24 protein-coding genes are annotated in these 21,314 nt (G+C 42.1%); 7 read left to right on the forward strand and 17 right to left on the reverse strand.

From position 1 onward, the window contains the following. Window positions 1–179: 179 nt before the first annotated feature. Window positions 180–1,754 (forward strand): alkaline phosphatase D family protein, encoded by a 1,575-nt coding sequence (locus tag ANSO36C_RS08295; protein ID WP_251959139.1) that lies wholly within the window; start codon window positions 180–182, stop codon window positions 1,752–1,754. A gap of 919 nt (window positions 1,755–2,673) precedes the next feature. After that, the gene (locus tag ANSO36C_RS08300; protein WP_251959140.1) at window positions 2,674–3,525 is read left to right on the forward strand and encodes a universal stress protein; all 852 of its coding nucleotides are present in this window, start codon (window positions 2,674–2,676) and stop codon (window positions 3,523–3,525) included. 287 nt (window positions 3,526–3,812) lie between these two features. Here the strand turns inward: ANSO36C_RS08300 and psbM are convergent, their stop codons facing one another. The 4 genes from psbM to tgt form a co-directional block, all read right to left on the reverse strand. Next, the gene (gene psbM, locus ANSO36C_RS08305) at window positions 3,813–3,929 is read right to left on the reverse strand and encodes a photosystem II reaction center protein PsbM (RefSeq protein WP_100901506.1); all 117 of its coding nucleotides are present in this window, start codon (window positions 3,927–3,929) and stop codon (window positions 3,813–3,815) included. A 159-nt stretch (window positions 3,930–4,088) separates the two neighbouring features. Then, the gene (locus ANSO36C_RS08310) at window positions 4,089–4,385 is read right to left on the reverse strand and encodes a 2Fe-2S iron-sulfur cluster-binding protein (protein ID WP_094329158.1); all 297 of its coding nucleotides are present in this window, start codon (window positions 4,383–4,385) and stop codon (window positions 4,089–4,091) included. Between the two features lie 185 nt (window positions 4,386–4,570). Next, complete coding sequence (locus ANSO36C_RS08315) at window positions 4,571–4,708, reverse strand: photosystem II reaction center protein K (RefSeq protein WP_006195022.1); 138 nt, start codon at window positions 4,706–4,708, stop codon at window positions 4,571–4,573. Between the two features lie 78 nt (window positions 4,709–4,786). Further along, a complete protein-coding gene (gene tgt, locus ANSO36C_RS08320; protein WP_251959141.1) occupies window positions 4,787–5,935 on the reverse strand; it encodes a tRNA guanosine(34) transglycosylase Tgt in 1,149 nt (382 codons plus the stop codon). Between the two features lie 188 nt (window positions 5,936–6,123). Between tgt and ANSO36C_RS08325 the strand changes: the two genes are divergently transcribed. Continuing rightward, window positions 6,124–6,687: a Uma2 family endonuclease gene (locus ANSO36C_RS08325; protein WP_251959142.1), complete on the forward strand. Its 564-nt coding sequence runs from the start codon at window positions 6,124–6,126 to the stop codon at window positions 6,685–6,687. 66 nt (window positions 6,688–6,753) lie between these two features. Here the strand turns inward: ANSO36C_RS08325 and ANSO36C_RS08330 are convergent, their stop codons facing one another. The 6 genes from ANSO36C_RS08330 to aat all read right to left on the reverse strand — a co-directional run bounded on the left by ANSO36C_RS08330 (window position 6,754) and on the right by aat (window position 10,712). After that, window positions 6,754–7,248, reverse strand: coding sequence for a DUF3368 domain-containing protein (locus ANSO36C_RS08330; protein ID WP_251959143.1), 495 nt, complete (start codon window positions 7,246–7,248; stop codon window positions 6,754–6,756). Next, window positions 7,245–7,493, reverse strand: a complete 249-nt coding sequence (locus ANSO36C_RS08335; RefSeq protein ID WP_251959144.1) for a UPF0175 family protein — start codon at window positions 7,491–7,493, stop codon at window positions 7,245–7,247. Before ANSO36C_RS08335 ends, ANSO36C_RS08330 begins: the two co-directional genes overlap by 4 nt. Before the next feature lie 144 nt (window positions 7,494–7,637). Beyond that, on the reverse strand, window positions 7,638–7,976 hold the full coding sequence (locus ANSO36C_RS08340; protein WP_251959145.1) for a DUF5615 family PIN-like protein: 339 nt from the start codon (window positions 7,974–7,976) through the stop codon (window positions 7,638–7,640). Further along, a complete protein-coding gene (locus tag ANSO36C_RS08345) occupies window positions 7,973–8,197 on the reverse strand; it encodes a DUF433 domain-containing protein (protein WP_174712394.1) in 225 nt (74 codons plus the stop codon). The genes ANSO36C_RS08340 and ANSO36C_RS08345 overlap by 4 nt, the downstream gene beginning before the upstream one ends. A 140-nt stretch (window positions 8,198–8,337) precedes the next feature. Beyond that, on the reverse strand, window positions 8,338–9,810 hold the full coding sequence (locus tag ANSO36C_RS08350; RefSeq protein WP_251959146.1) for a GmrSD restriction endonuclease domain-containing protein: 1,473 nt from the start codon (window positions 9,808–9,810) through the stop codon (window positions 8,338–8,340). Window positions 9,811–10,136: 326 nt separating this feature from the next. Next, window positions 10,137–10,712: a leucyl/phenylalanyl-tRNA--protein transferase gene (gene aat / locus ANSO36C_RS08355; RefSeq protein WP_251960281.1), complete on the reverse strand. Its 576-nt coding sequence runs from the start codon at window positions 10,710–10,712 to the stop codon at window positions 10,137–10,139. 106 nt (window positions 10,713–10,818) lie between these two features. Here aat and ANSO36C_RS08360 point away from each other — a divergent pair, with 106 nt between their 5' ends. Beyond that, window positions 10,819–11,148 (forward strand): hypothetical protein, encoded by a 330-nt coding sequence (locus ANSO36C_RS08360; RefSeq protein ID WP_012410384.1) that lies wholly within the window; start codon window positions 10,819–10,821, stop codon window positions 11,146–11,148. 69 nt (window positions 11,149–11,217) lie between these two features. Here the strand turns inward: ANSO36C_RS08360 and rpsN are convergent, their stop codons facing one another. From rpsN to ANSO36C_RS08385, 5 genes are all read right to left on the reverse strand, one after another. Beyond that, the gene (gene rpsN / locus ANSO36C_RS08365; RefSeq protein WP_251959147.1) at window positions 11,218–11,520 is read right to left on the reverse strand and encodes a 30S ribosomal protein S14; all 303 of its coding nucleotides are present in this window, start codon (window positions 11,518–11,520) and stop codon (window positions 11,218–11,220) included. 76 nt (window positions 11,521–11,596) lie between these two features. Next, on the reverse strand, window positions 11,597–12,295 hold the full coding sequence (gene nth / locus ANSO36C_RS08370; protein ID WP_251959148.1) for an endonuclease III: 699 nt from the start codon (window positions 12,293–12,295) through the stop codon (window positions 11,597–11,599). Continuing rightward, on the reverse strand, window positions 12,271–13,371 hold the full coding sequence (rseP, locus tag ANSO36C_RS08375) for an RIP metalloprotease RseP (RefSeq protein ID WP_251959149.1): 1,101 nt from the start codon (window positions 13,369–13,371) through the stop codon (window positions 12,271–12,273). Before rseP ends, nth begins: the two co-directional genes overlap by 25 nt. Window positions 13,372–13,501: 130 nt before the next feature. After that, window positions 13,502–14,782 (reverse strand): serine--tRNA ligase, encoded by a 1,281-nt coding sequence (serS, locus tag ANSO36C_RS08380; protein WP_251959150.1) that lies wholly within the window; start codon window positions 14,780–14,782, stop codon window positions 13,502–13,504. Between the two features lie 175 nt (window positions 14,783–14,957). Then, complete coding sequence (locus ANSO36C_RS08385; RefSeq protein ID WP_251959151.1) at window positions 14,958–15,536, reverse strand: DUF3611 family protein; 579 nt, start codon at window positions 15,534–15,536, stop codon at window positions 14,958–14,960. Window positions 15,537–16,332: 796 nt separating this feature from the next. Here ANSO36C_RS08385 and ANSO36C_RS08390 point away from each other — a divergent pair. Both ANSO36C_RS08390 and ANSO36C_RS08395 read left to right on the forward strand, forming a co-directional pair. Further along, window positions 16,333–16,680, forward strand: coding sequence for a PadR family transcriptional regulator (locus ANSO36C_RS08390; protein ID WP_251959152.1), 348 nt, complete (start codon window positions 16,333–16,335; stop codon window positions 16,678–16,680). A 53-nt stretch (window positions 16,681–16,733) separates the two neighbouring features. Then, the gene (locus tag ANSO36C_RS08395) at window positions 16,734–17,264 is read left to right on the forward strand and encodes a cofactor assembly of complex C subunit B (protein ID WP_251959153.1); all 531 of its coding nucleotides are present in this window, start codon (window positions 16,734–16,736) and stop codon (window positions 17,262–17,264) included. A gap of 452 nt (window positions 17,265–17,716) precedes the next feature. On the opposite strand, the gene ANSO36C_RS08400 is transcribed toward ANSO36C_RS08395, so the two are convergent. Then, window positions 17,717–18,034, reverse strand: a complete 318-nt coding sequence (locus ANSO36C_RS08400) for a DUF3155 domain-containing protein (RefSeq protein WP_190939368.1) — start codon at window positions 18,032–18,034, stop codon at window positions 17,717–17,719. Between the two features lie 286 nt (window positions 18,035–18,320). Between ANSO36C_RS08400 and ANSO36C_RS08405 the strand changes: the two genes are divergently transcribed. Continuing rightward, window positions 18,321–19,676, forward strand: coding sequence for a GAF domain-containing sensor histidine kinase (locus ANSO36C_RS08405; RefSeq protein WP_251959154.1), 1,356 nt, complete (start codon window positions 18,321–18,323; stop codon window positions 19,674–19,676). A gap of 41 nt (window positions 19,677–19,717) precedes the next feature. Here ANSO36C_RS08405 and ANSO36C_RS08410 read toward each other — a convergent pair whose 3' ends face one another. Next, complete coding sequence (locus ANSO36C_RS08410) at window positions 19,718–20,959, reverse strand: S-layer homology domain-containing protein (RefSeq protein WP_251959155.1); 1,242 nt, start codon at window positions 20,957–20,959, stop codon at window positions 19,718–19,720. Window positions 20,960–21,314 lie beyond the last annotated feature (355 nt).

Below are 21,314 nucleotides of genomic sequence, written 5' to 3' on the forward strand. Positions count from 1 at the left end.
CTAGGTTCCTTGTGTTTAGTTGAGCAACAATTAGGAGACAAGTCAAATCAAGCCACTATAGCGCTTCGGTGTTGAGTTAAATACGCAAGTGACCATCGTAGACATCGCTATATTTGTGCTTGTCGCAATTGACCCTCCTAAAGTTTGCCAACTGTATTTACATCTGAGAAGGGGTGAATATGGAACTTATGGATGGTACGCGCCTACTAGAAAATCGGTACAGACGGCGGAGTTTTTTGTTGGGTGCAGGATTCTTAACGGGGTTAACAATAGCCAGCCAATGGCATCCAGTATTGGCTAACTCAAGATTTTCTGGGTATCCGTTCAGTCTTGGTGTTGCATCGGGTGATCCTTTGCCGGATGGTGTTGTTATCTGGACACGACTGGCTCCAAATCCACTCTCTGGAGGTGGAATGCCATTGGTAAATGTTCCAGTGCGGTGGCAAATTGCCCTTGATGAAAACATGAGACAGGTGGTGCGTCGAGGAACAGTACTGGCAACACCAGAGTTAGGACACTCAGTCCACGTTGATGTGCGTGGGCTAGACCCTGACCGTTGGTACTGGTATCAATTTCAAGCGGGTAGGGAAGCTAGCCCGATTGGACGGACTCGCACAGCACCGGCATTTTATGGCCCGGTTTCACAACTGAACTTTGCTTTTGTCTCCTGTCAAGACTGGCAAAATGGCTACTATACGGCTTATCGGCATTTGGCTGAGGAAAACCTCGACCTTGTAGTTCATTTAGGTGATTACATTTATGAATATGGGCCCCAATCTGGTGGGCCACGCCAGCATAATAGTCCAGAAATCATTACGCTTGACGACTACCGTAATCGCTACGCCCTCTACAGAACAGACTCAAATCTCCGAGCTGCTCATGAGGCTTTTCCGTGGATTGTTACTTGGGATGATCATGAAGTTGACAATAACTACGCCAACTTAATCCCCGAAGATAATCAAACTCAAGAGGCTTTCAGGAAACGGCGAGCCAATGCTTACCAGGCTTACTACGAACACATGCCTCTACGTCGGTCTTTATTGCCTAAAGGCCCAGACCTGCTGCTTTATCGGCGGTTGACTTTTGGTAATTTAGCTGAGTTCAATGTCCTAGACACCAGACAATACCGCACTAATCAACCTTGTGATGATGGACTAAAGCCGCGCTGCCCCGAAGCTTTTGATACAAATGCTACCATGACCGGCTCAGAACAAGAGCAGTGGCTACGAAAAGGGTTAGATCAGTCGCGATCGCGCTGGAATGTGATTGCTCAACAGACGATGCTAGCCGAGTACAATTTCAATAGTAATGAAGGCGTAGGTGTGTTCAATGTGGATCAGTGGGACGGCTACGTGGCTGCACGTAATCGACTCTTGAGTTTTCTAAACCAGCGTCAACCCTCTAATCCAGTGGTGATTACCGGAGATATTCATTCTAGTTGGGTACATGACCTGAAGCTTGATTTTAATAATCCAAACTCACCGACAGTAGGCACTGAGTTTGTAGGAACCTCAATTACCTCTGATTTTCCCACCCAATTCATCGCCCCAGTTCAAGCTGCCCTACCCAACAATCCCCATACTAAGTTTTTTGATGGTGCTTTTCGAGGATATGTTCGGTGTAAGCTTACCCCCCAAAGCTGGCAAAGTGACTACCGCGTTGTCTCAAGCATCGTTGACTTGAATGCCTCTGTCAAAACCCTAGCTTCGTTTGTAGTTAAAAATGGACAACCAGGAGCTATGCGTTTGAGTTAAGGATTTTTGGTATTAATCTCGGTATTGTAAGAGACGCGAAATGTTGCGTCTCTACAGAGGATTTCGGATTTAACTGAACCGTATTGCAACCAGTAGCAGATTTACAGCGCTTCCCGCTATTATGCAATACAGTTTTTCTTATTGCCTCTCTCCTAACATAGCTTTTAGCTTTGAGGATGTACCTCATAGCTGCCGGAAGTGCTGTAAGTTAAGCGAATCTCGCCAGTAATCAAACAAACCCCCCAGATTCTATTTGAGGGGTTTCAATATACTTAGGACTTACGCAAAATTATGAAAAAACGAACCGCAAAGGACACGAAGTAATAAGAGTTTGAGAGAGTTTTTGCGTAAGTCCTAATACTATTAAAAAAGTACTAAATATGATTTCGACTATTAGTACACCCGAATTGAAATGCTGTTATCACGCGTTTTTCTGGCGTTAGGTATTATCTAAGTTTCCGAAACTGCAAGAGCCTTACAAAGCAGAGAATATAGGTAGTTCAGGAGTAGTATAGACTATTTAAGCCCCAAGCGATCGCCTGCTAAAGATTAAACTGAATCAATCTTCCTAAAGAATTATTTTGCTTTTCTTTGCAATACTTAACTAACTTGTAATTAAAATAAAGTGAACATAGATTAAAAATAATAACTAACATCATAATTTATTAAGTTATTCAGGTTAAATTGAGAGTATGCTTAATAATTGAAATTTAGTTGAGAATTTAAGTAACTAGGTGCAAATAAACTTAAATATTTGTTGATTTTTTTGTATTTTGTCATCTATTTGAGTGTTAAATACTAAAAAACAAAGTTTATTAGTGCCAACTTACTAACTAGGTTGTCAAACAAGGTGGTGAAAATCCAACCTGAGCCAAGTAATAACAGTGAAAAAAAGTAAACTTAACAAAAATTACGCAAGATGATAGAAAAAATTTTGTTGGCTGTATCGGGATTGGGACACGCAGAAGAAATGCTCAAAACCCTGAGAGAAATTCCTTCAATTCAATCTGCAAAAGTGACAATTTTGCATGTTGTTCAGGCGCAAAATACTGCTGCTACCATGACAGCTAAATGGGAAAATGGCGGTAAAATTTTAGCTAATGCCATTCAAATTTTGAACTTAGATCCTAGCCAAGTTTCTTCAATTTTGCGTGAAGGCGACCCGAAAGATGTAGTTTGCCAAGTAGCTGATGAAATCGACGCTGACTTGATTATTATGGGTTCACGCGGACTGAAGCGGCTGCAATCCATTTTATCGAACTCAGTCAGTCAGTATGTTTTCCAGCTATCTTCTCGCCCAATGTTGCTGGTAAAAGATGATATTTATGTCAAAAGAATTAAGCGCATTATGGTGGCAATAGACAACTCTGATTCAGCAAAGAACTGTTTGAAACTGGCGCTGTTTCTACTGCGAGATATTCAGGGCGGCGAGTTAATTTTGGCAAATATTACCACAAATTTAGGTGGAAAAAAATCGGAAATCACTGAAGTTAGTTCAAACAAAAATCCAGTTTTAGCAGCCGCAGTTGCAGAAGCTCAAAAACAGGGCATTCAATCTCGTTCTTATATCAGCAGTGGCAAACCTGGTGAAGAAATTTGTCGGTTGGCAGAGGAGTTGAATATAGACTTATTATTACTCGGTTCCCCAGATCGTCGCCCATCCATCGCTAAGACTTTTGTTGATATAGACCGACTTGTAGGCTCTTCGTTATCTGACTATGTTCGAGTCAATGCCACTTGTCCGGTATTATTGGCGCGAACAATCGCTTAATGTTACGTAATGTAAAATCAATTAGGAAAGTGAAACCCAATAAATGCCCGAAAATAAATGTTGGGTTTCGTTCCTCAAAGGCCACTTGCTTGCGGGAACGCTAAAAGCAAGTCGGGAAAACACAATGGTGCAGTGGCTCCCCAGCTTAGGCAGTCTAAAGTTTTTAGGTCTAACTGAAGCATATTGGACTATAAACCTTTAATTATTTACCTCCACTTACTTAGTAGTTGATAAATAAAAACCCCTACACCAATAGTGCAGGGGTTATTTATTTTATACACAAACTCTTAATTATCTTTTCCACCTTCGCGGCTTGCAGTTTGGATGTACAGAATTAGTAAAAACACAGTGGGGACTAGTACGAACAAAATGCTCGCTACGAACCCCAGGTCATTAACTTGCATGGCAAGAAAACCTCTCTTAAATTTCCAGTCAACAAGATTAGGATAGCATCATCGACGACACAGTTATACCAATTCAAAATTCAAAATTAGGAAACTTAATTTTGGTAAGTATTTTGACTGCTGACTGGATACAAATTCAGGCAATGGCGATTTAAGAACTTAAGGCTTTGTGACTACACTGACTGAGCCATTCACTAAAGTTTGGCAGGCAAGGCGATAATTTTCTGGCTTTTTCTTGAATTTCCGATTTTCTACGTCTGTGCGGGGGGAAAGATTCTCTAGCCCTTCGACTATCTCGACAACGCAAGTACCACATTGACCATTACCACCGCAATTGGTCATTTTGCCAATGAATGTATATATATCAATGTCATTTTGCATCGCTTTGAGTCGGAGATTTGCACCATCTGCCGCCACTACTTCTTTATTCTCTTTAACGAATTTGATATTACCCATAACTGATCCCTCCTTGACTCTAAGCTTGGCTTTCAAGGCTTCATATTGACATGGCTTGATTCACATCTTAGTTATTATATTAAATCATTACAAAATATTAATAAATATTAACTTTATCAAATATAGCGCCACAAAAAAATAGAACAGGCATAGTACCTGTCCTATAAATTGAAAAATAGATTAACTTACCTAAATCCCACAGCTGCTTGCCAAACAAAAGCAAGCAACAAGAAGAATACGGGGATGACTGGGAGAACGTCTACCAAGGGATCAAAGATTTGGTAAGCTTCAGGCAGTTTTGCTAATAAAAGTGCTGCTTCCATGTTTGTTTAAATCCAACTATCCAACAAAGCATTCATAATTGAGAAGTATCTTAACATGGTTTGGGTGTTGGTCATTCGTCAATAGTCATTTGTAATTTCCCCCTCATCTGGTGCTGATTCAGATGAGTTGAGCCAGTGACCAAATTCTGTGGCAAAGCGATCGCTTAATATTGCTTCTCTAATCTTCTGCGTAAAGCGAATTAGTTCAGTAATGTTGTGAATGCTCAACAAAGTATAAGCTAAAATTTCTTGCGATCGCACCAAATGAGATATGTAAGCCCGGCTAAAATTTTGACAAGTGTAGCAGTGACAAGTTTCATCTAATGGCGTAAAATCTTCACGAAACTTAGCATTTTTTAAATTCCAGCGTCCGCCTTGGACTATTGCCGTGCCATGTCTGGCCCAGCGTGTGGGAATTACGCAATCAAATAAATCTACACCAGATGCGATCGCGATCGCCATTTCCCGATAAGTACCCACACCCATTAAATAACGCGGCCTATCGGGAGGTAGAAGCGGTGCTGTGACTTTGACAATCTCAGCCATCATTTCTGGTGGTTCTCCCACACTCACGCCACCAATGGCATATCCCGGCAAATCTAATTTAGCCAAAGCTTCAGCCGCACGGCAGCGCAAATCCAAATACACCCCTCCTTGTACAATCCCAAACAATGCCTGTTCACTGCTTTGATGAGCCGTTATACAGCGTTCTAACCAGCGATAAGTGCGTTCAGTTGCCGTTTCTACCTCTTGGCGAGTCGCTGGATAGGGTGGACACTCATCAAAGGCCATAATTACATCGGCCCCCAAAGTATTTTGAATCTCAATGGAACGTTCTGGTGTCAAATTAATAATTCGTCCATCATGGGGCGAGCGAAACGTTACACCTTCTTCAGTAATTTTTCGCATCTCACTTAAGCTGAAGACCTGAAACCCACCCGAATCTGTGAGCATTGGCCCATTCCAACCCATAAATTTGTGCAACCCGCCACCTCCAGCCACGATCGCTTCTCCTGGTTGTAGGTGAAGATGATAAGTATTGGACAAGATCATTTGCGCCCCAGTATCTCGTAACTGGGCTGGAGTAATAGTTTTGACATTTGCCAGTGTTCCTACTGGCATAAATCTAGGGGTTTCGACAAGACCGTGAGGGGTGAAAAACACTCCTGCTCTAGCTTTAGTTTGACTACAGCTTGCAAGACATTGAAAAGAAAAATTCGCACTCATGCTATTTTGGATTTTTGAAGATGCGCCTGCCTATAAACACTAACTAAAGAACTATTAAGACAGAATCACTAAAAGCCTACCCTATTACCTGGAATGGCGGAAGTGATTAAGATAAGCAGATCAATCAGTACGTTCTGTAAAATAACAAATAGCAGTAGTACAACTTACCCCTCGTAAGGAAACCTTAAATGGTACAGATCCCTGCTAAAACCCTGACTCTAAGTGAATTTCTTGATCTGCCAGAGACAGAACCTGCCAGTGAATACATTGATGGGCATATCATCCAAAAACCGATGCCGCAAGGAGAACACAGCGTAATTCAGACCGAGTTAGCACCTGCAATTAACTTCGTTGTAAAACCCAAACAGATTGCACGAGCATTCTGTGAGCTTCGCTGTAGCTTTGGCAATCGCTCAATTGTGCCTGACATTTCTGTGTTTGCGTGGGATAGAATTCCCCGCAAAGAAAATGGTGGGGTTGCGAATGTCTTCTCAATTGCGCCAGATTGGACAATTGAAATTCTATCTCCCGATCAAAGTCAAACTAAAGTTATCAAAAATATTCTGCATTGCCTAAAGCATGGAACTCAGATGGGATGGCTGATTGATCCTAAAGAACAATCTGTGTTTGTTTACTTGCCAGATCAACCAACCACTTTTTACGAAGAACTAGGAACACAGTTACCAGTGCCAGAATTTGCTAAAGATTTCAACCTGACAGTAGGAGGTTTATTTAGCTGGTTGCTGGAGTGACTGTTTTTGAATGATCGCTAGCTTGAGTGATCGCTCTACCTATTTCAGAGAGATTATATTGCTTACTCAACCTTCATTTACCATATCTAAAATCTGATTGTATAAGGCTGGAGAGACTCTAAACTCTGATGTAGTAATCAAGGCATCCATCAACGGTTTGACAGCAACAATGAGATTTTGGTGTTTTGCCTCAATCAAAATACCCAGCAATCCAGTAATCCTCAACCCCAGGCGATTGGCTTCTGCTCGACCTCTACGCTCATCAATCAATAGTAAATCAGCATCTAGTTCTAAGGCGAGGGCGATCGCCTCAGACTCTCCAGCGTCTAATCTGACCTCATATCGAAGGCGTTCAACAATCTCACGGCTTGCAACTTGTCGAACTTTCAGCCAAGAAGCAGTTTGAACTTCAGAGGTTCCCGGAACGGGAGGATCGATATCGGTAAGCTCACAATATACAGCTTCTGGAATGGTGACTTGAGTGTAAAGTTGAGGCAGAAGTTGCAAGTGTTGAATTGCTGCCAAATTTGTGATTGCCGACGTATCGCTGATAACAATCAAAGCCTTCCAAGCTCTCGCAGATTTTTCAAATCTAATTCAAAGTCCTCTACTTCATAGGAGTAGAGAGGGATTTTTCGCTGCTTGAGGATTTGGCGAAAGGTATTGGGTTGCATATCCGCTAGCTGACTGGCGTAGCCTATCGTTAACCGTCCTGTCTGGAATAGGAACAGCGCAATTTCTTGACAAAACTCGCTTGGGGTAAGCTGAGATGCTTGTAGAATTTCGTCTGAGATTACAACACTCATAACAAGGCTAATTTACCGATTACAAGGCTAATTTACCGATTGCTAATTTACCGATTATATCTTTAGGGTAGCCCAAGAAACCTTAAACTACGTTAAGGTGCAGTAAGTTTGTTAGACTGCGATCGCTTTGATTAGCCTGCACTGTTAATCTCCTCTGATTTCGACTAACGCTTCACCAGATCGCAAAAGCTCTAATGCTTCTGGTAATGTTGAATTCAGAATCTCTTTCAACCGGGCATTTGACGTATTACCACACGTCAACCAGATAACCTGTGGTGGACTTCCAAAACGATCAACTAATATCAGCAAAGTCACTATCTTTGGTGATGAAGATAACTCCTCTAGCCCTTGCTGCCTCAAAATCTCAGGATCTTCGGCATCTCTGAGCCCAACATCACGCAAAGCTAATGCCGTTATGCCGAATGTGATAGTGATCCAAGTTGCAATTGCAGGTGACAGATGTGCATCTACCCAGATCGTCATGCAACCAAAACGGGATGATTGAGCTTACGTGAAGCGTACACAAGTGCTGCTTTCAGATCATCCGCTTCTAAATCGGGCATTTCTTCTAGAATTTGTTCGGCACTCAGTCCAGCCGCAAACAAGTCGAGTACATCTGATACCCGAATTCTCATGCCCCGGATACAGGGACGACCACCACACTGTTTGGGATTAACTGTAATTCTTCCAAGTAAGTCTGACATAATGAATGATTGCTCTAACTTTCATGCTTTGTCTGCATTCTTCTTTCTAAGCATAATGATAATGGGAGGATTGCGATCGCGAAGTCCTAGCTTTGTCAGTTCCCTGATCGCTAAAACAGTTTTGAGCTAATGTCTATAAGTTATTTAACTGGATAACTATGCACAAAAGTATTAACATCTTCGATTAATTCCCAAGCTTCTTCTTTTGACGGTGGATTGGAGACTGAATGACTACAACGATTACGAATATCACCCATAACTTGAATGCGACGATGTTGCGTTTGGTCGTATATCTGTGCAGCCTTCAAAGCATCATTCAACGGATTGATTGTATCGCCACGCGTTAAGATTGGAGGGTTCTGGATAGCGCACAATGCTTTCAAATGATGTTCAAGAATTACACCAGCTCTTGCGCCAGCCGCAGGAAAATAACCTGCTCTAAAGAGTGCTTTCGCTTCAAACAAAAGCTCACCTGCTATTCCTGATGTGACAGGCTCATTCAATATCTCTTGAACAACCGTCTTGAATCCAAACCATCGTGTTTTTGTAGCTTCAGTGCCTGCTGGACGACGCGATATTGCAAGGCGAACTTGTGGATTGGTTGCAAGATAGAACTTGTAAGCCTCACAAATAGGCTTCGCTAAAGCTTGAACTTTTGTGGGTGAACAGCCAATTAAGGCAGAAGCCTGGATATCTAGGGCAGAAATTGAAAATTCCTTTTCCCATTTTCCTACATCTTGTGGTGAGTCATCATCAACAGAATATAGCCGTCCTCCATACTCACCAAATACGCTGTAGACATTCTGCATTGTCTGTCGGAATACTGCTCCAAGTTCAGAGACTTGAGCTTGTTCCTTGGGAGCATACTTGCCCATGTAGTCATTTAGGAATCGCTTTAGATTGCCTCCGTAATAATCAATTCTATTTGCAAATGAGAAAAAGCGTAGAATCATTTCACGCTCAATAAAACGTGACCCCGGTAAGTTAGCTCCTTTGATCTTACGCCAATTGGGATCTCGTTCTAATTCAGCAAGCAAATCACAGAATAGGCCTCGATAAACGCAGTTCCGGATTTCTTGCTCGTTTAATGCCATTGCGCCACGATTCAATCTCTCAAAAATTTCGTAACGCAAATCTTGATTAGTACCCGCATCAATAACGATGCTACGAATTGGAGCGTCAATAATTTTTTCTTGGTCTTGATCAGAAAGTTCCTGGAAAAGCTTGCCGTTGAGGCTACTGAGCTTCTGAAGCTTTTGAAGCTTAAATTTATTTGTAACAAATAGAATCAACGTTGTTAAACGCTGCTGCCCATCAACCACCTCAATTTTACCTGTGTTGAGGCGGACAAAATACAGTGGTGGAACTGGTATTTGCAATAACAGCGATTCTATCAATCGTGATGGTAATTCAGGCTTTTGCTCCCAAACGTACTCACGTTGATAATGAGGCTGTAAATCAATTTGTCCTCGCTCATACTTATCGCGCAGAGTCGAAATTGTCCAGTCATGAGGTTGGCTTGAAACAGGCCGAGCGTCGGGTGTATCAACGACTTCTTCAACTTCGGGTTCAAGCTCTGCATAAGACTCGTCTCTGTGGTAGGTATTTGTCATTTTGCTCTAAACTTTGCGCTTTAAAATCCCATTTCTATCAATGCAATGATAAGGTTGTTCAACTGCACACCCTATCAATACTTTTACGGTGCTTTATTTTGAACACCTATAGCTAATTTGGAAACTACACCCAAAAGATAATACGAAGCAGCCTAACTATTTATTCAATTGAATAGTGTTATGCAGCACTGGCTCTGCTAAGTAGTATACCGTGCTTGGCTATTTAATACATCACATTTTGTTACTTTCACTCGTTGTACACTCTAGTATGTTTCAATTTGTAGTTTTTACTGTCGATATAAGGCAAGGTTCTTGTCCTTATACCCTTACACTAAGGAACAACAACGTTGCAACGCTTGCTTAAGTAAAGATTGATATTTTTCATCCTCAACCCCATAAGCCCCAAACCTCTCTAAATGTGGATTCATCATTTGGGCATCGAAAAACACAAATTGCCTGTGGCGCAACCTTTCCACCAACTTTACCATCGCTACCTTCGAGCCTTCAGGAATCCGATAAAACATCGACTCACCAATGAAAGCCCCACCAATAACAATCCCTAAAATTCCCCCAGCTAACTCGTCACCCTGCCAAGTTTCAAAACTAAAAGCATAACCACTCTGGTAAAGTAGCCAATAAATCTTTTGCAATTCCGGTGAAATCCAAGTTGTGTCTCTGTCAGCACACCCAGCCACCACAGCTTGAAAGTCCCGATTAATCGCCACAGTAAACCGTTCTTGATTGATAACACGCTGCAAAGACTTAGGGTAGCGAAACCGCTCATCCAAAGGAATAAAAGTCCGATCGCGACTTCCGTACCAACTCAGGCGATCGCGCTCATCAGCCATGAGAAAATAGCCTTGTGCATAACCCTCAACAATAGCGGCGATATCATATTCCATAAATAAATATAAAAAAACACCAGAGAAACGCCATTTGATCCTATCAATCATCCTCCGCGTTCCTCTGCGTTTCCCTCCGCGTCCCTCTGCGTTTAAAATAAAAAAAATGACTCAACCAATTCCACCCATTACCCTACCACCGCCTGAAAATCCGTTGCTCGAAGGTGAATGGTTACGAGAACGCCTACAACGGTGGCTAGATACAGAATTTATCCCCGAAGCAGTCAACCAAAATATTGCCCAACGAGCCGCACAGATTTTTGTGCGTCAACGGATGGAAGGAGAAAACGACCTTGGTTCTCTGGTAATTGCCATTGTCACAGAGATGCAGTCCTATGATTTTTCCAATAGCTTTTATGGAGAGTTTGCGATCGCCAACGCCGTCAGCGATCTACTCTTAGAAAGTCTGGGAATTGATAAGTGCTGTGGTCAATAATTTTTGTCATTTGTCCTTTGTCATTAGTCCTTTGTTATTTACCAATGACTAATGACTAATGACTCTTAACTACCAACTAGACTTAACAACTCCAGGCAAAAGACCTTCATGCGCCCATTCTCGCAGCACATTCCGAGACAACCCAAAATCGCGGTAAACACCTCTAGGACGACCAGTCAACCAGCAACGATTGCGGTGGCGGGTGGGCGCACTATTCCGGGGTAGCTGTTGAATCTTCCGGTGGATTTCCAGCTTATCGAGAGGAGATGCTGCACTTCTGAACTCTTCTAAGAGAGCTTCCCGCTTGTCAGCATACTTTTCTATCAACCTAGTGCGCTTTTTCTCGCGCTCAATCATGCTCTTTTTAGCCATATATTCTCTAACTTATTTAAAGACACCGTTTTCCATTCTACAGTCTCTCCATCAATTCTGGGGTTACTTGTGTCGCTTACCCTACAACCACTGGCTTATTTGCAGTAGGACATAAATCAGCAAGTTCACAAGCAATGCAGACGGGAGAACGTGCTTTACAAATAGCACGACCGTGATAAATCAGCCGAATTGACCAATTTTCCCAATCAGGCTGAGGCAATAAACCCATTAAATCTTGCTCAATCCGAACGGGGTCTGTATGTTCAGTTACACCCAAACGTCCGCTGAGGCGCTTGACGTGAGTATCTACTGTCACGCCAGCATTAATTCCATAAGCATGAGCCAAGACTACATTTGCTGTCTTCCGCGCCACACCTGGAAGCTTTAATAACTGTTCCATTTGGTTAGGGACAACAGAGTTAAACTCAGTGACAATCATCCTACAGGCGGCTTGAATGTTCTTGGCTTTGTTGCGATAAAATCCAGTTGAACGCACCAAGTTTTCTAACTCTACTAAGTCAGCGATCGCTAAACTCTCAGCATCAGGAAACTTACCAAATAAAGCTGGTGTTACCTTATTCACTCGCTCATCAGTACACTGAGCAGAGAGAATTGTTGCCACCAACAATTGTACTGGCGTTGAGTAGTTCAAAGAGCAAGTAGCATCTGGATAAAGACGCTTCAAACGAGCTAAAATTTCTAGCGATCGCTCCCTCAAAATTAAAAGTTTCTTTTCCCCACTCCCTATTTTCACTGGAATAATTTTTGCACCCATTCCAATTGGCTAGTTAATTGGGTAGTTTCTTTGACTATCAGAAAAATTCCTAAGCCTAAGAGTAACACCAAACCAGTTTGCATTACACCTTCTTGAATCCGGGCTGGTACAGGCTTACCGCGTAAACCTTCAATCAGCAGAAAAGCGAGTTGTCCACCATCCAAAGCGGGTAAAGGCAAAATATTGATAATAGCCAAGTTAATGCTGATAATTGCGGCAAAAGACAACAGATTTGCGCTATTATCTTCAGCTAATTTTGCACCTATTTTGACAATATTAACAGGCCCAGAAACTTGTCCAGCAGTTTGTTGAAAGTTAGTAATTAACTGGCCAAAACCGCTGAGTGTGCCAACAAATAATTGTTGAAACCTGTTAGCAGCAATGCCGAAAATTTCAAAAGGACTATTAGGACGGCGATAAACTGCTGTAGCATTTGGGCTGAGTGCCACACCAACTACACCTTTGCCATCGGCTCCCAATTTTGGTGTTAATTTCAGGGTTTGTTGTTGGTTTTGACGCAGAATTTTCAGTTCGATTTGCTGATTGGGATGAGTTTGAATTTCTTTTGTCAGCAAAGGAGTTGACTTGTCAGAAGCCGGGAGTTCCTGACCGTTCACAGCCAGAATAATATCTCCTTCCCGAATTCCGGCTTGATAGGCAACAGATTCTTGATTAACAGGTTGTACGGCGACACCAGCTTGATAGTTTAATCCCTTGGGAATGCCGACAATACCCAATTGCAAAGCCAACACCAAGTAGGCAAATATTAAATTGGCGATTACTCCGGCACTGATGACAATCGCCCGGTCTAAAACTGGACGGTTACGCAGCAGATTTGGGTCATTGGGTGGAATATCGCTATCGGGGTCATCATCGGGAAAGCCCACAAAACCGCCCAAGGGAAAAGCACGGACAGCATATTCGGTTTGTGAACCTTGGTACTTTAACAAAACTGGGCCAAAACCCAAAGAAAAACGATTAACGAGAATGCCTTGAGAACGTGCTGCAACAAAATGTCCCAACTCGTGTACCAAGATCAAAACAGCCAAGACTGCGATCGCTGCTAAAACTGACATAGAGTAAATTGTGAAGATATTAAGCTATAGTTATCTCCATTCTAATTGGGCATTGGGCATTGGGCATTGGGTATTAGTCATTGGTCATTGGTCATTGGTAAATAACAAAGGACAAATGACTAATGACAAATTATAAAACTTCACGTCCCAAATAAGCTTGCAGCGCTTCTGGTATCCTCACCGTCCCATCAGGTTGTTGATAATTCTCCAAAATTGCTGCCATCGTCCGTCCCACAGCCAAACCGGAACCATTGAGGGTATGTACGAACTGAGTACCTTTCTTACCCGCTTCTTTGAAACGAATATCAGCCCGTCGCGCCTGGAAATCTATAGTATTGGAACAGCTAGAAATTTCGCGGTATTTGCCAGAAGAGGGCAACCAAACCTCTAAATCATAAGTTTTGGTAGAGGCAAATCCCAAATCTCCAGTACTTAAATTGACTACTCGATAAGGCAACCGCAACGCCTGTAAAATTGCTTCTGCATTCCCCACTAATTTCTCCAGTTCATCAAAAGATGTACTAGGTTCGACAAACTTCACCATTTCCACCTTATTAAATTGATGCAGACGAATTAATCCCCGCATATCGCGCCCATAGCTACCAGCTTCCCGACGAAAACAGGGAGTAAAAGCACAGTGGTAAATAGGCAAGTTTTCAGCAGCGAGAATTTCACCCCGGTAGAGATTTGTAACTGGAACCTCTGCCGTAGGAATCAGCCACAAGTCATCATCGGCGCATTTAAAGCTTTCTTCAGCAAACTTGGGTAACTGACCGGTCGCTGTCAAAGACTCGGTATTAACTAACAGAGGCGGGCTTACTTCTACATATCCAGCTTGAATATGGAGAGACAGCATAAATTGAATTAATGCCCTCTCCAATGCCGCACCAGCACCTATCAATGTCACAAAGCGACTTTGGGCAACTTTTACAGCTCGTTCAACATTGAGAATACCCAGCTTTTCGCCAATTTCCCAGTGAGGAAGAATATTTGGATTCTGGGGAATGTACTCATCACCCCAACGCCGCACTTCTACGTTATCTTCCTCATTTCTTCCAAAGGGTGTAGAGTCGCTGGGCAAATTGGGAAGTGCCAACACAAGTTGGGTAATTTGAGCTTTGAGGTCTTTTTCCTGGGGTTCCAGTTCACTCAATGTAGCTTTGACAGAGTTACCTTCATCCCGCAAAGCTTGAATTTCTGGGTCTTGAGGATTCATCCCAGATTTAATCTTCTGCCCGACAATTTTACCGATTTCGTTGCTACGGGCTTGGAGTTGACTACGCGTCCCCTCAAGTTCCCGTTGTTGCCGATCTAGCTGTAATATCGGTTCGATGTCGTATTTACCACTACGACTACTCAATCGTTCTTGAACTAATTGCGGATTTTCCCGTATTTGCTTGATATCCAGCACAGATTTTTCTCAGTTTTTAGCCTATTATCTACCTGCCAACACATCAGCATATACTGATTTTGGCTTGCCACGACCAGAAAAGCAAACATAAAAATTTTGCCCTGCCAATCTTGCCAGGGCTAGAAACATTTAAAATCCAAAATTTAAAATTCAAAATTTGGTATTACTCCCCTTTCTAAGGACGGTTAATGCGATTGAGCAACCAAAGCGATGCAATAACCCCTGAAAAATGCGCTGAAACAGTGTTGGTGTTTGCCTGTACCACAAGCATATCTAGACCGCTAATAATTCGGGTAGGGTCAAAAAATTGGGTAGTTATAGCTTGGGGAGAAATGGATCTTGCTACTAATGTACCAACGATCGCTTGCGCCCCTAAAAGAGTTACCAGGGTTCCCCCTAAATTCACCCACAGCCCTAAGCGTAATACTTGCACAGTCTCGCTTTTTCGAGGGCGGTTGCTGGGATTGGAAGATTCCAATTGCTTGCCAATTCTAGTGTAACGGTAAGCTAAATAAATCCCTCCACCCAAAATAACCAGTCCACAAATTGCTAAAAATACACCAAAGCCAGTGCCAGGATTATTACTAGGACTGCCAGTTCTTTGATTAAAGATGGCGAACAGCAACACAATTATGCTAGAAACAACGCCTAGTATTAACTGAATCCAGAAGCTAATCCAACCTGTAAGGCGAAAAGTTTGGGCAATTGCCCGGAGAGTTGAGGAAGATGATGGAGCATCGGGAGTTTGTGACATAGAGTGAACCAATGTGCTGGGCGCTTGATTAAGGGACGCGAGGAAAAGGGGACACGGAGACACAAAGAGTTCTTTCCCCTCGTCAGAGCGTTTCCCCGTCTTCTTTCTGACAATTCAGCGGTATCTGGAAAACCTCACTTCTATTTCTCTCTCCTAGAAGGAAGAGAGACTTTGAATTTTTCTCCTTTCCCGCAACGAGTTGGGGGTTAGTTTTTTCCATATAACGTGAAAAGTCAAGTTTTCTTTCCCCTTTTTTAGGTCTTCTTTGATAAATTTACTATCACAATTGCCATAAGAGACAAGAGATTCTCTGATGGAGGAAATCAGTAATGGTGACTGCTTAAGTGTTTTCACTGCCGTAGCAGTTTTAACCCAGACATATCCCTTAGCGTAAGCTTTGAGAATTTGCATGGGGAAAATCACTGTAAAACAAAGTGTTTATTAACTTTTACAGACAAAATAGCATTTTACCTGTAAAATTTTTTCGATGGCATTTTATTGCTTAAGCGGTTCTAACTAGTTTGGCATCACTTAATACCAAGATCGTGACTTCGCTATTGTCTTTTTGCTTCTCACCACACCGTATCGAGCTTGAGTAGAGTACATTATTGTGTGCCCCTAAAACCCGCAAACTCGTTCCACAACTTTACAGGCGTGGGTAATTATTTGGTGTTTACGCAATGGATATCTAGTCTAAGTAGCTTTATATGTATTACTCACTTAGCAGTAGCACTGTATACTGACTATAAGGATTATAGACCTTACCCTAAGGCATTTTTTTAGCCATTCATTAACCATGAAACTTGAGGATATATATCAATTCTTTGAAAATCCTCCGCCAACTTACCTTTGTCAGGAACTAGCAGTTTGTTACATACTGTCTGTTTTATTACAAGGTGAATCCTACGGAACCGAGTTGATCGAGCAATTAGAAACTGAATATCCCATTTATCGGCTTTCAGACACCGTGCTTTATAGTGCAATCAAATTTCTGGAAGACCAAGGGGCAATCACTGGATATTGGAAGAAACTCGAAGGACGAGGACGCCCCAGACGGATGTACCAAGTTTCTCCGGAATGGCAAGTTCAAGCTCAGGATCTAGCTTTTCTTTGGCAAAATTACATTAATAGGAGGACAAAGTAACAAATAATTGATAATGAAGTAAGTCTCCTACAGTCAAACACTAACAATTAGTTATGGATACTGCTATTCTGCCATCTACGTTCCTGCTAACCTTGTTGTTATCGGTTGGGCTGTTTTTCTTTATTCGTGCCTCGACTAAAGACCGCACTGAAATAGCGCAACTGGTATCTGAGCAAGACGAAGCTGCTTTAATGTCTCAATTAAAAGAGTATTTTCGATCGCGGTCTTACCGAGTGGCAGCGGTAGACCGAGAACAAAACCAGGTGACTTTTGAAGGTTTTGTTAAACCCAGCTGGTTTTTAGCTATATTTCTAACTTTATTGGCAGCTACCGGGATTGTTTGTCTATCTCTGGTAGTATCTATGCTTTTTCCTAGCTTCAGTACCCTTGTTCTGGCTATGGTATTGTTATCGCCTTTAAGTGGTCTATTTTATTGGAAAAAATCTGGAAGGCTTGAAAAGGTGTCGCTCAAAGTAGAAACAACTCAGAGCGAACAAACCTTCTCAAGTAAGATAACCGTAGTTGCCCATCGAGACGAACTCAGTGAGTTGCAGAGGACTCTACAGCTAAAGCCTGGGAAATAATTGTTGCTTTTTGTGACCATCTTTTAACTATGATATGCAAACTTCTGACCTGACCTACTCTTTAGGCAATGGAAAGTAGGAAGGAGGACATCAAGACGGCTGCTTTGTCAGTTTTCCCCACGACACAAGTCATGGGGAAAAAATTTAAATTCATTAACTTAAATTCATTGACAGAGCAAGCTTTAACCATCTACTGCATAAGAGCGCAACTTCACTAGCGCTTTTTGAAGCGCTTGGCTCTATACCCACTTCCTTCTGCATCATCAAGATAGTATCAACCCATGCAATCTAGCGTGGTTTGAGACAGCTTTACTTTCCAACTACCTGGACTAGATTTACTGGCAAATCAGCTACAAACTAAAAAAAAATTAAATTTTGCATAAACTTAGCAATTTTGCCAGTTAATAGATAGTCAGGAGCCACATTCAATGCCTAAGATGACCATCTATGGTTCATCGACTAGCTAAGGCAAGAGATTCTTGACCTGGTGAAGGTTCTAACACCCTCAAGCTAGGAAACAAGAAATGGTTTTCCTCTACGTATTGAGCACCAAACAGTCCCTTTTCTGCCCAGAAATAACGATCTGTGGTGTGTTCATTTCGCTTTACGAGTAGCAAGGCCGGTGGCAAAATACCTTCAGCTTGAATGAATCTTCTCGCTGCTGTCACAGGCTTTTCTTCGCCACTCTCGATGCTATATTGAGGTACGTGCTCCAAAATGCGTCGTCCTTCCTGACGACGACGACTCTTCCTTTTGCGTCTCCTTGCCAATCTATTGTCCTCCTCTTTCAAGCTATAGATTGTAGTGATAGCTACAAAATCCGTCGTCATTATATAGGTTCTAGTTCAAAATATCAATAGTTTTTAACCTTTTAAGATAAGAAAGTTAATATGTTTGAACATAGAAAAAATAAAATCACCTAAGTATATAATCCCCTAGTAGAAACCATCTCTAAGAAAATTTTAGTTAAGCTTTATTACATGAGTGAGGTAAAAATTAAGTATCCTCTCTTAACATCATGCCTCAAAATCTATAATCTTGAGCAAGAGCTAAAAAATGTTAATGTCTGCCAGTTCCGATTTTCTTGCTCTGTGTCGAGAGCAAATAGCGCTACTAACCCAAGGGCTGGGAGCAACTTTAAGTATTGTGTACCTGACACAAGAATTGGTAGAAACTTCTTCAAGCGATGCAAAACTTATTCCTGTGGTGATTTACCCGGAAACAGCATTATTATCGCCAGAAGAGGAAAATGCTGAGGGGACAGCATACAAGCAGCTTCAAGTTGGAAATGCGTTTATATTACCCAATCATCAAAGAAGGTTATTGACAGCAGGTTCAGAATCTCCAAGCTCGTCAGGGGAGTCTGAGACACCAGATTCGTCTCCACCCCATCTAAAAGAGGAATACTTACTTAGTGGCAACCAAATTGTTTTACCTCTAATTTATGAGGGTGTGATGATGGGTTTGCTGGTGACAGGTAGGCAAGACCGGGCATGGAATGAACACGAGCAAAGTCAGATTCAACAGATAGCTCAAACATTGGCGATCGCTTGTATTTTAGATCAACGCCGAGCATGGTTTGAGCAGGAGTTACATGAGCAACAAATTCTTCAAGAAAAACAGCGCGATTTGCTAGATAATCTGTTGCATCAGTTTCGTAACCCATTAACGGCGTTGCGGACTTTTGGCAAACTGCTATTGAAACGACTAAGGCCCGCAGACACTAACCGGGATGTGGCAAATAGTATTGTGCGGGAAAGCGATCGCCTCCAAGAATTGCTACAACAATTTGAGCAAGTAATTGACTTGACTGAAGCAGATTTAGCACCACTACATTTGCCAGAAGATGAAGTATTTGTAGAAGCAACCATCCAAAAAGACGCTAAACCGCCGCTATTATTGCCGGGAACGGGAGATAAAGCAGTTGACTGCTCCCTAGCAGATATATTAGAACCATTATTAATATCAGCCAAAGCGATCGCTCAAGAGCGGAAGCTAAAACTAATAACTGAAATTCAACAGAATTCATCCCTAGTGCGTGCCAATGTTAAAGCATTACGAGAGGTCTTAACTAACATCATCGATAATGCTTTGAAATATACTCCCACTGGTGGCAAAATTTTGATTCAGGCGGGGCAAGAAAAAGGGAATTTTCAAGGAATTGTCATCAGCGATAACGGGCCTGGGATTCCACCCCAAGATTTAGAACATCTTGGAGAACGGCATTATCGTGGTGTACAAGCGCAAACAGAAATTCCCGGTACAGGTTTAGGGTTAGCGATCGCTAAACAATTAATAGAGCAAATGCAGGGCGAAATCGAGGTTTTCAGCCCTGCAATCAACTCTAAATTCACTTCACCCAGTGCGCCGGGAACTACGTTTATTATTTGGTTGCCAGAAGTTCAAAATTAGTCATTTGTCCTTTGTAAATACTAATGACTAATGACCAATGACTATCTTAATGAAACGAACAAGTTTTGATTGATGGTCATTTGTAAATCGGTATCTGGATCAATAGCGATTAAGTCAACGCTATTTCTGCCGAAGAACAGACCAACCAACGCACCGATACCAGCACCACCCAAGACTTCTTCTGTGGCAATGGCGCGATCGCCTGTGACAGCAGATACCGCAGCGGCTGCACCTGCACCCAATACAGTATTTTGAATGATTGAACCAGTACTAGTACCCTTGTTGACTCTTTCAGTTTTGGTAATCACGTCAGAACTAGCGTTCAGTTGATACTCTTGACCGCTAGTCAAAACTAGTTTCTCGGCAATGAATTGAGAACCGCCTGTAGCAGGTTTGAGTTGACCAATAACTTGACTACCAGCAGGAATCACTACAGATCCGTCTTGCGTAACCACGTTTTGGGATACTGTCAATGTCAAAGGCGCTGTTTCGTCCTTTGTAACCAGAATTTTTTCTGCCTTGTCATACTTCACAGGGATAGCAGTCCCTTGAGGAATCGTCACAGCCACAGGTGTTGGGGTAGTAGACCCGACAGCCACAACATAAGGCGAGTTAATTGCCGAGGCTTGATTAGAACTAACCAATGCTTGGTAGATAAAAGCTGCTACCTGGGCGCGGGTGGCGGTTGCAGTTGGATTCAGAAACTTCACATTAGGATAGTTGACCACAATTTGCTTTTCAGTTGCTGCTGCGATCGGGCTACGGGCATAGCTAGCGATGTTAGAAGCATCGTTGAAGTATTGCAGAGTGCTTTCGGTATTGCCAGTAGGACTATATTCCAGACCGTTGGCAAGGGAAACTAAAACCTGCTGGCGGGGAATAGCTTGGTTAGGCTCAAAGCGATTACCGGGATATCCTGATAAGAAACCAATAGTATAAGCTTGCCCAATGGCACTGGATGCCCAATAGTTGCTAGGCACATCAGTAAAACTGATTGGCGATCGCTGCTGTGTTTTTTGGAAAGCTTTGTTGACCATCGCGGCAAATTGAGCGCGTGTCACCGGTTCTTCAGGGCGGAAGCTACCATCAGGAAATCCGGCAATTACACCTCGCTGTGACAATTGTTGAATAAATTGTGCTGCCCAATAGTTAGATGAAACATCAGAAAAAGTAGTTTGAGCAAAAGATGGCGAAGCTGTAATAAAAGGCGCTACAGTACCGACTGTGACACTTAAAGCCATCAGTGCAGCTGTTCTAGATTGCCAACGATTTAAGTTAAACATTATTTATTTACTCCAGTTAAATTATTTTTTTACTGTTAATTAATTAGACATTTACTAAAGTATTAGGTTCCCAAATTTTCTGCGATTAGTAAAAACCATTACTTTAGTAATACAGTCATAAACAAAAGTCTGTTTCAAACAAAATAGTAGTATGTCAAGTTTAAATTTATGGGAAAGCAAGTTTGTAGTAAGGAATTCAGCCTTTATTTTGTAAACACTTTGGTGCATACTATAAATCCTTAAAAATAGCTTGAAAAATTAGTAGTGTAATCATCCTATTACTTGTTATTACAATTAAACAAGGATTCCAATCAATATCAATACTGAGTAAGACGATGCAGAGATGCAATAGTTG

This window comes from Nostoc cf. commune SO-36 (genome assembly GCF_023734775.1).
Taxonomy (GTDB): domain Bacteria; phylum Cyanobacteriota; class Cyanobacteriia; order Cyanobacteriales; family Nostocaceae; genus Nostoc; species Nostoc commune_A.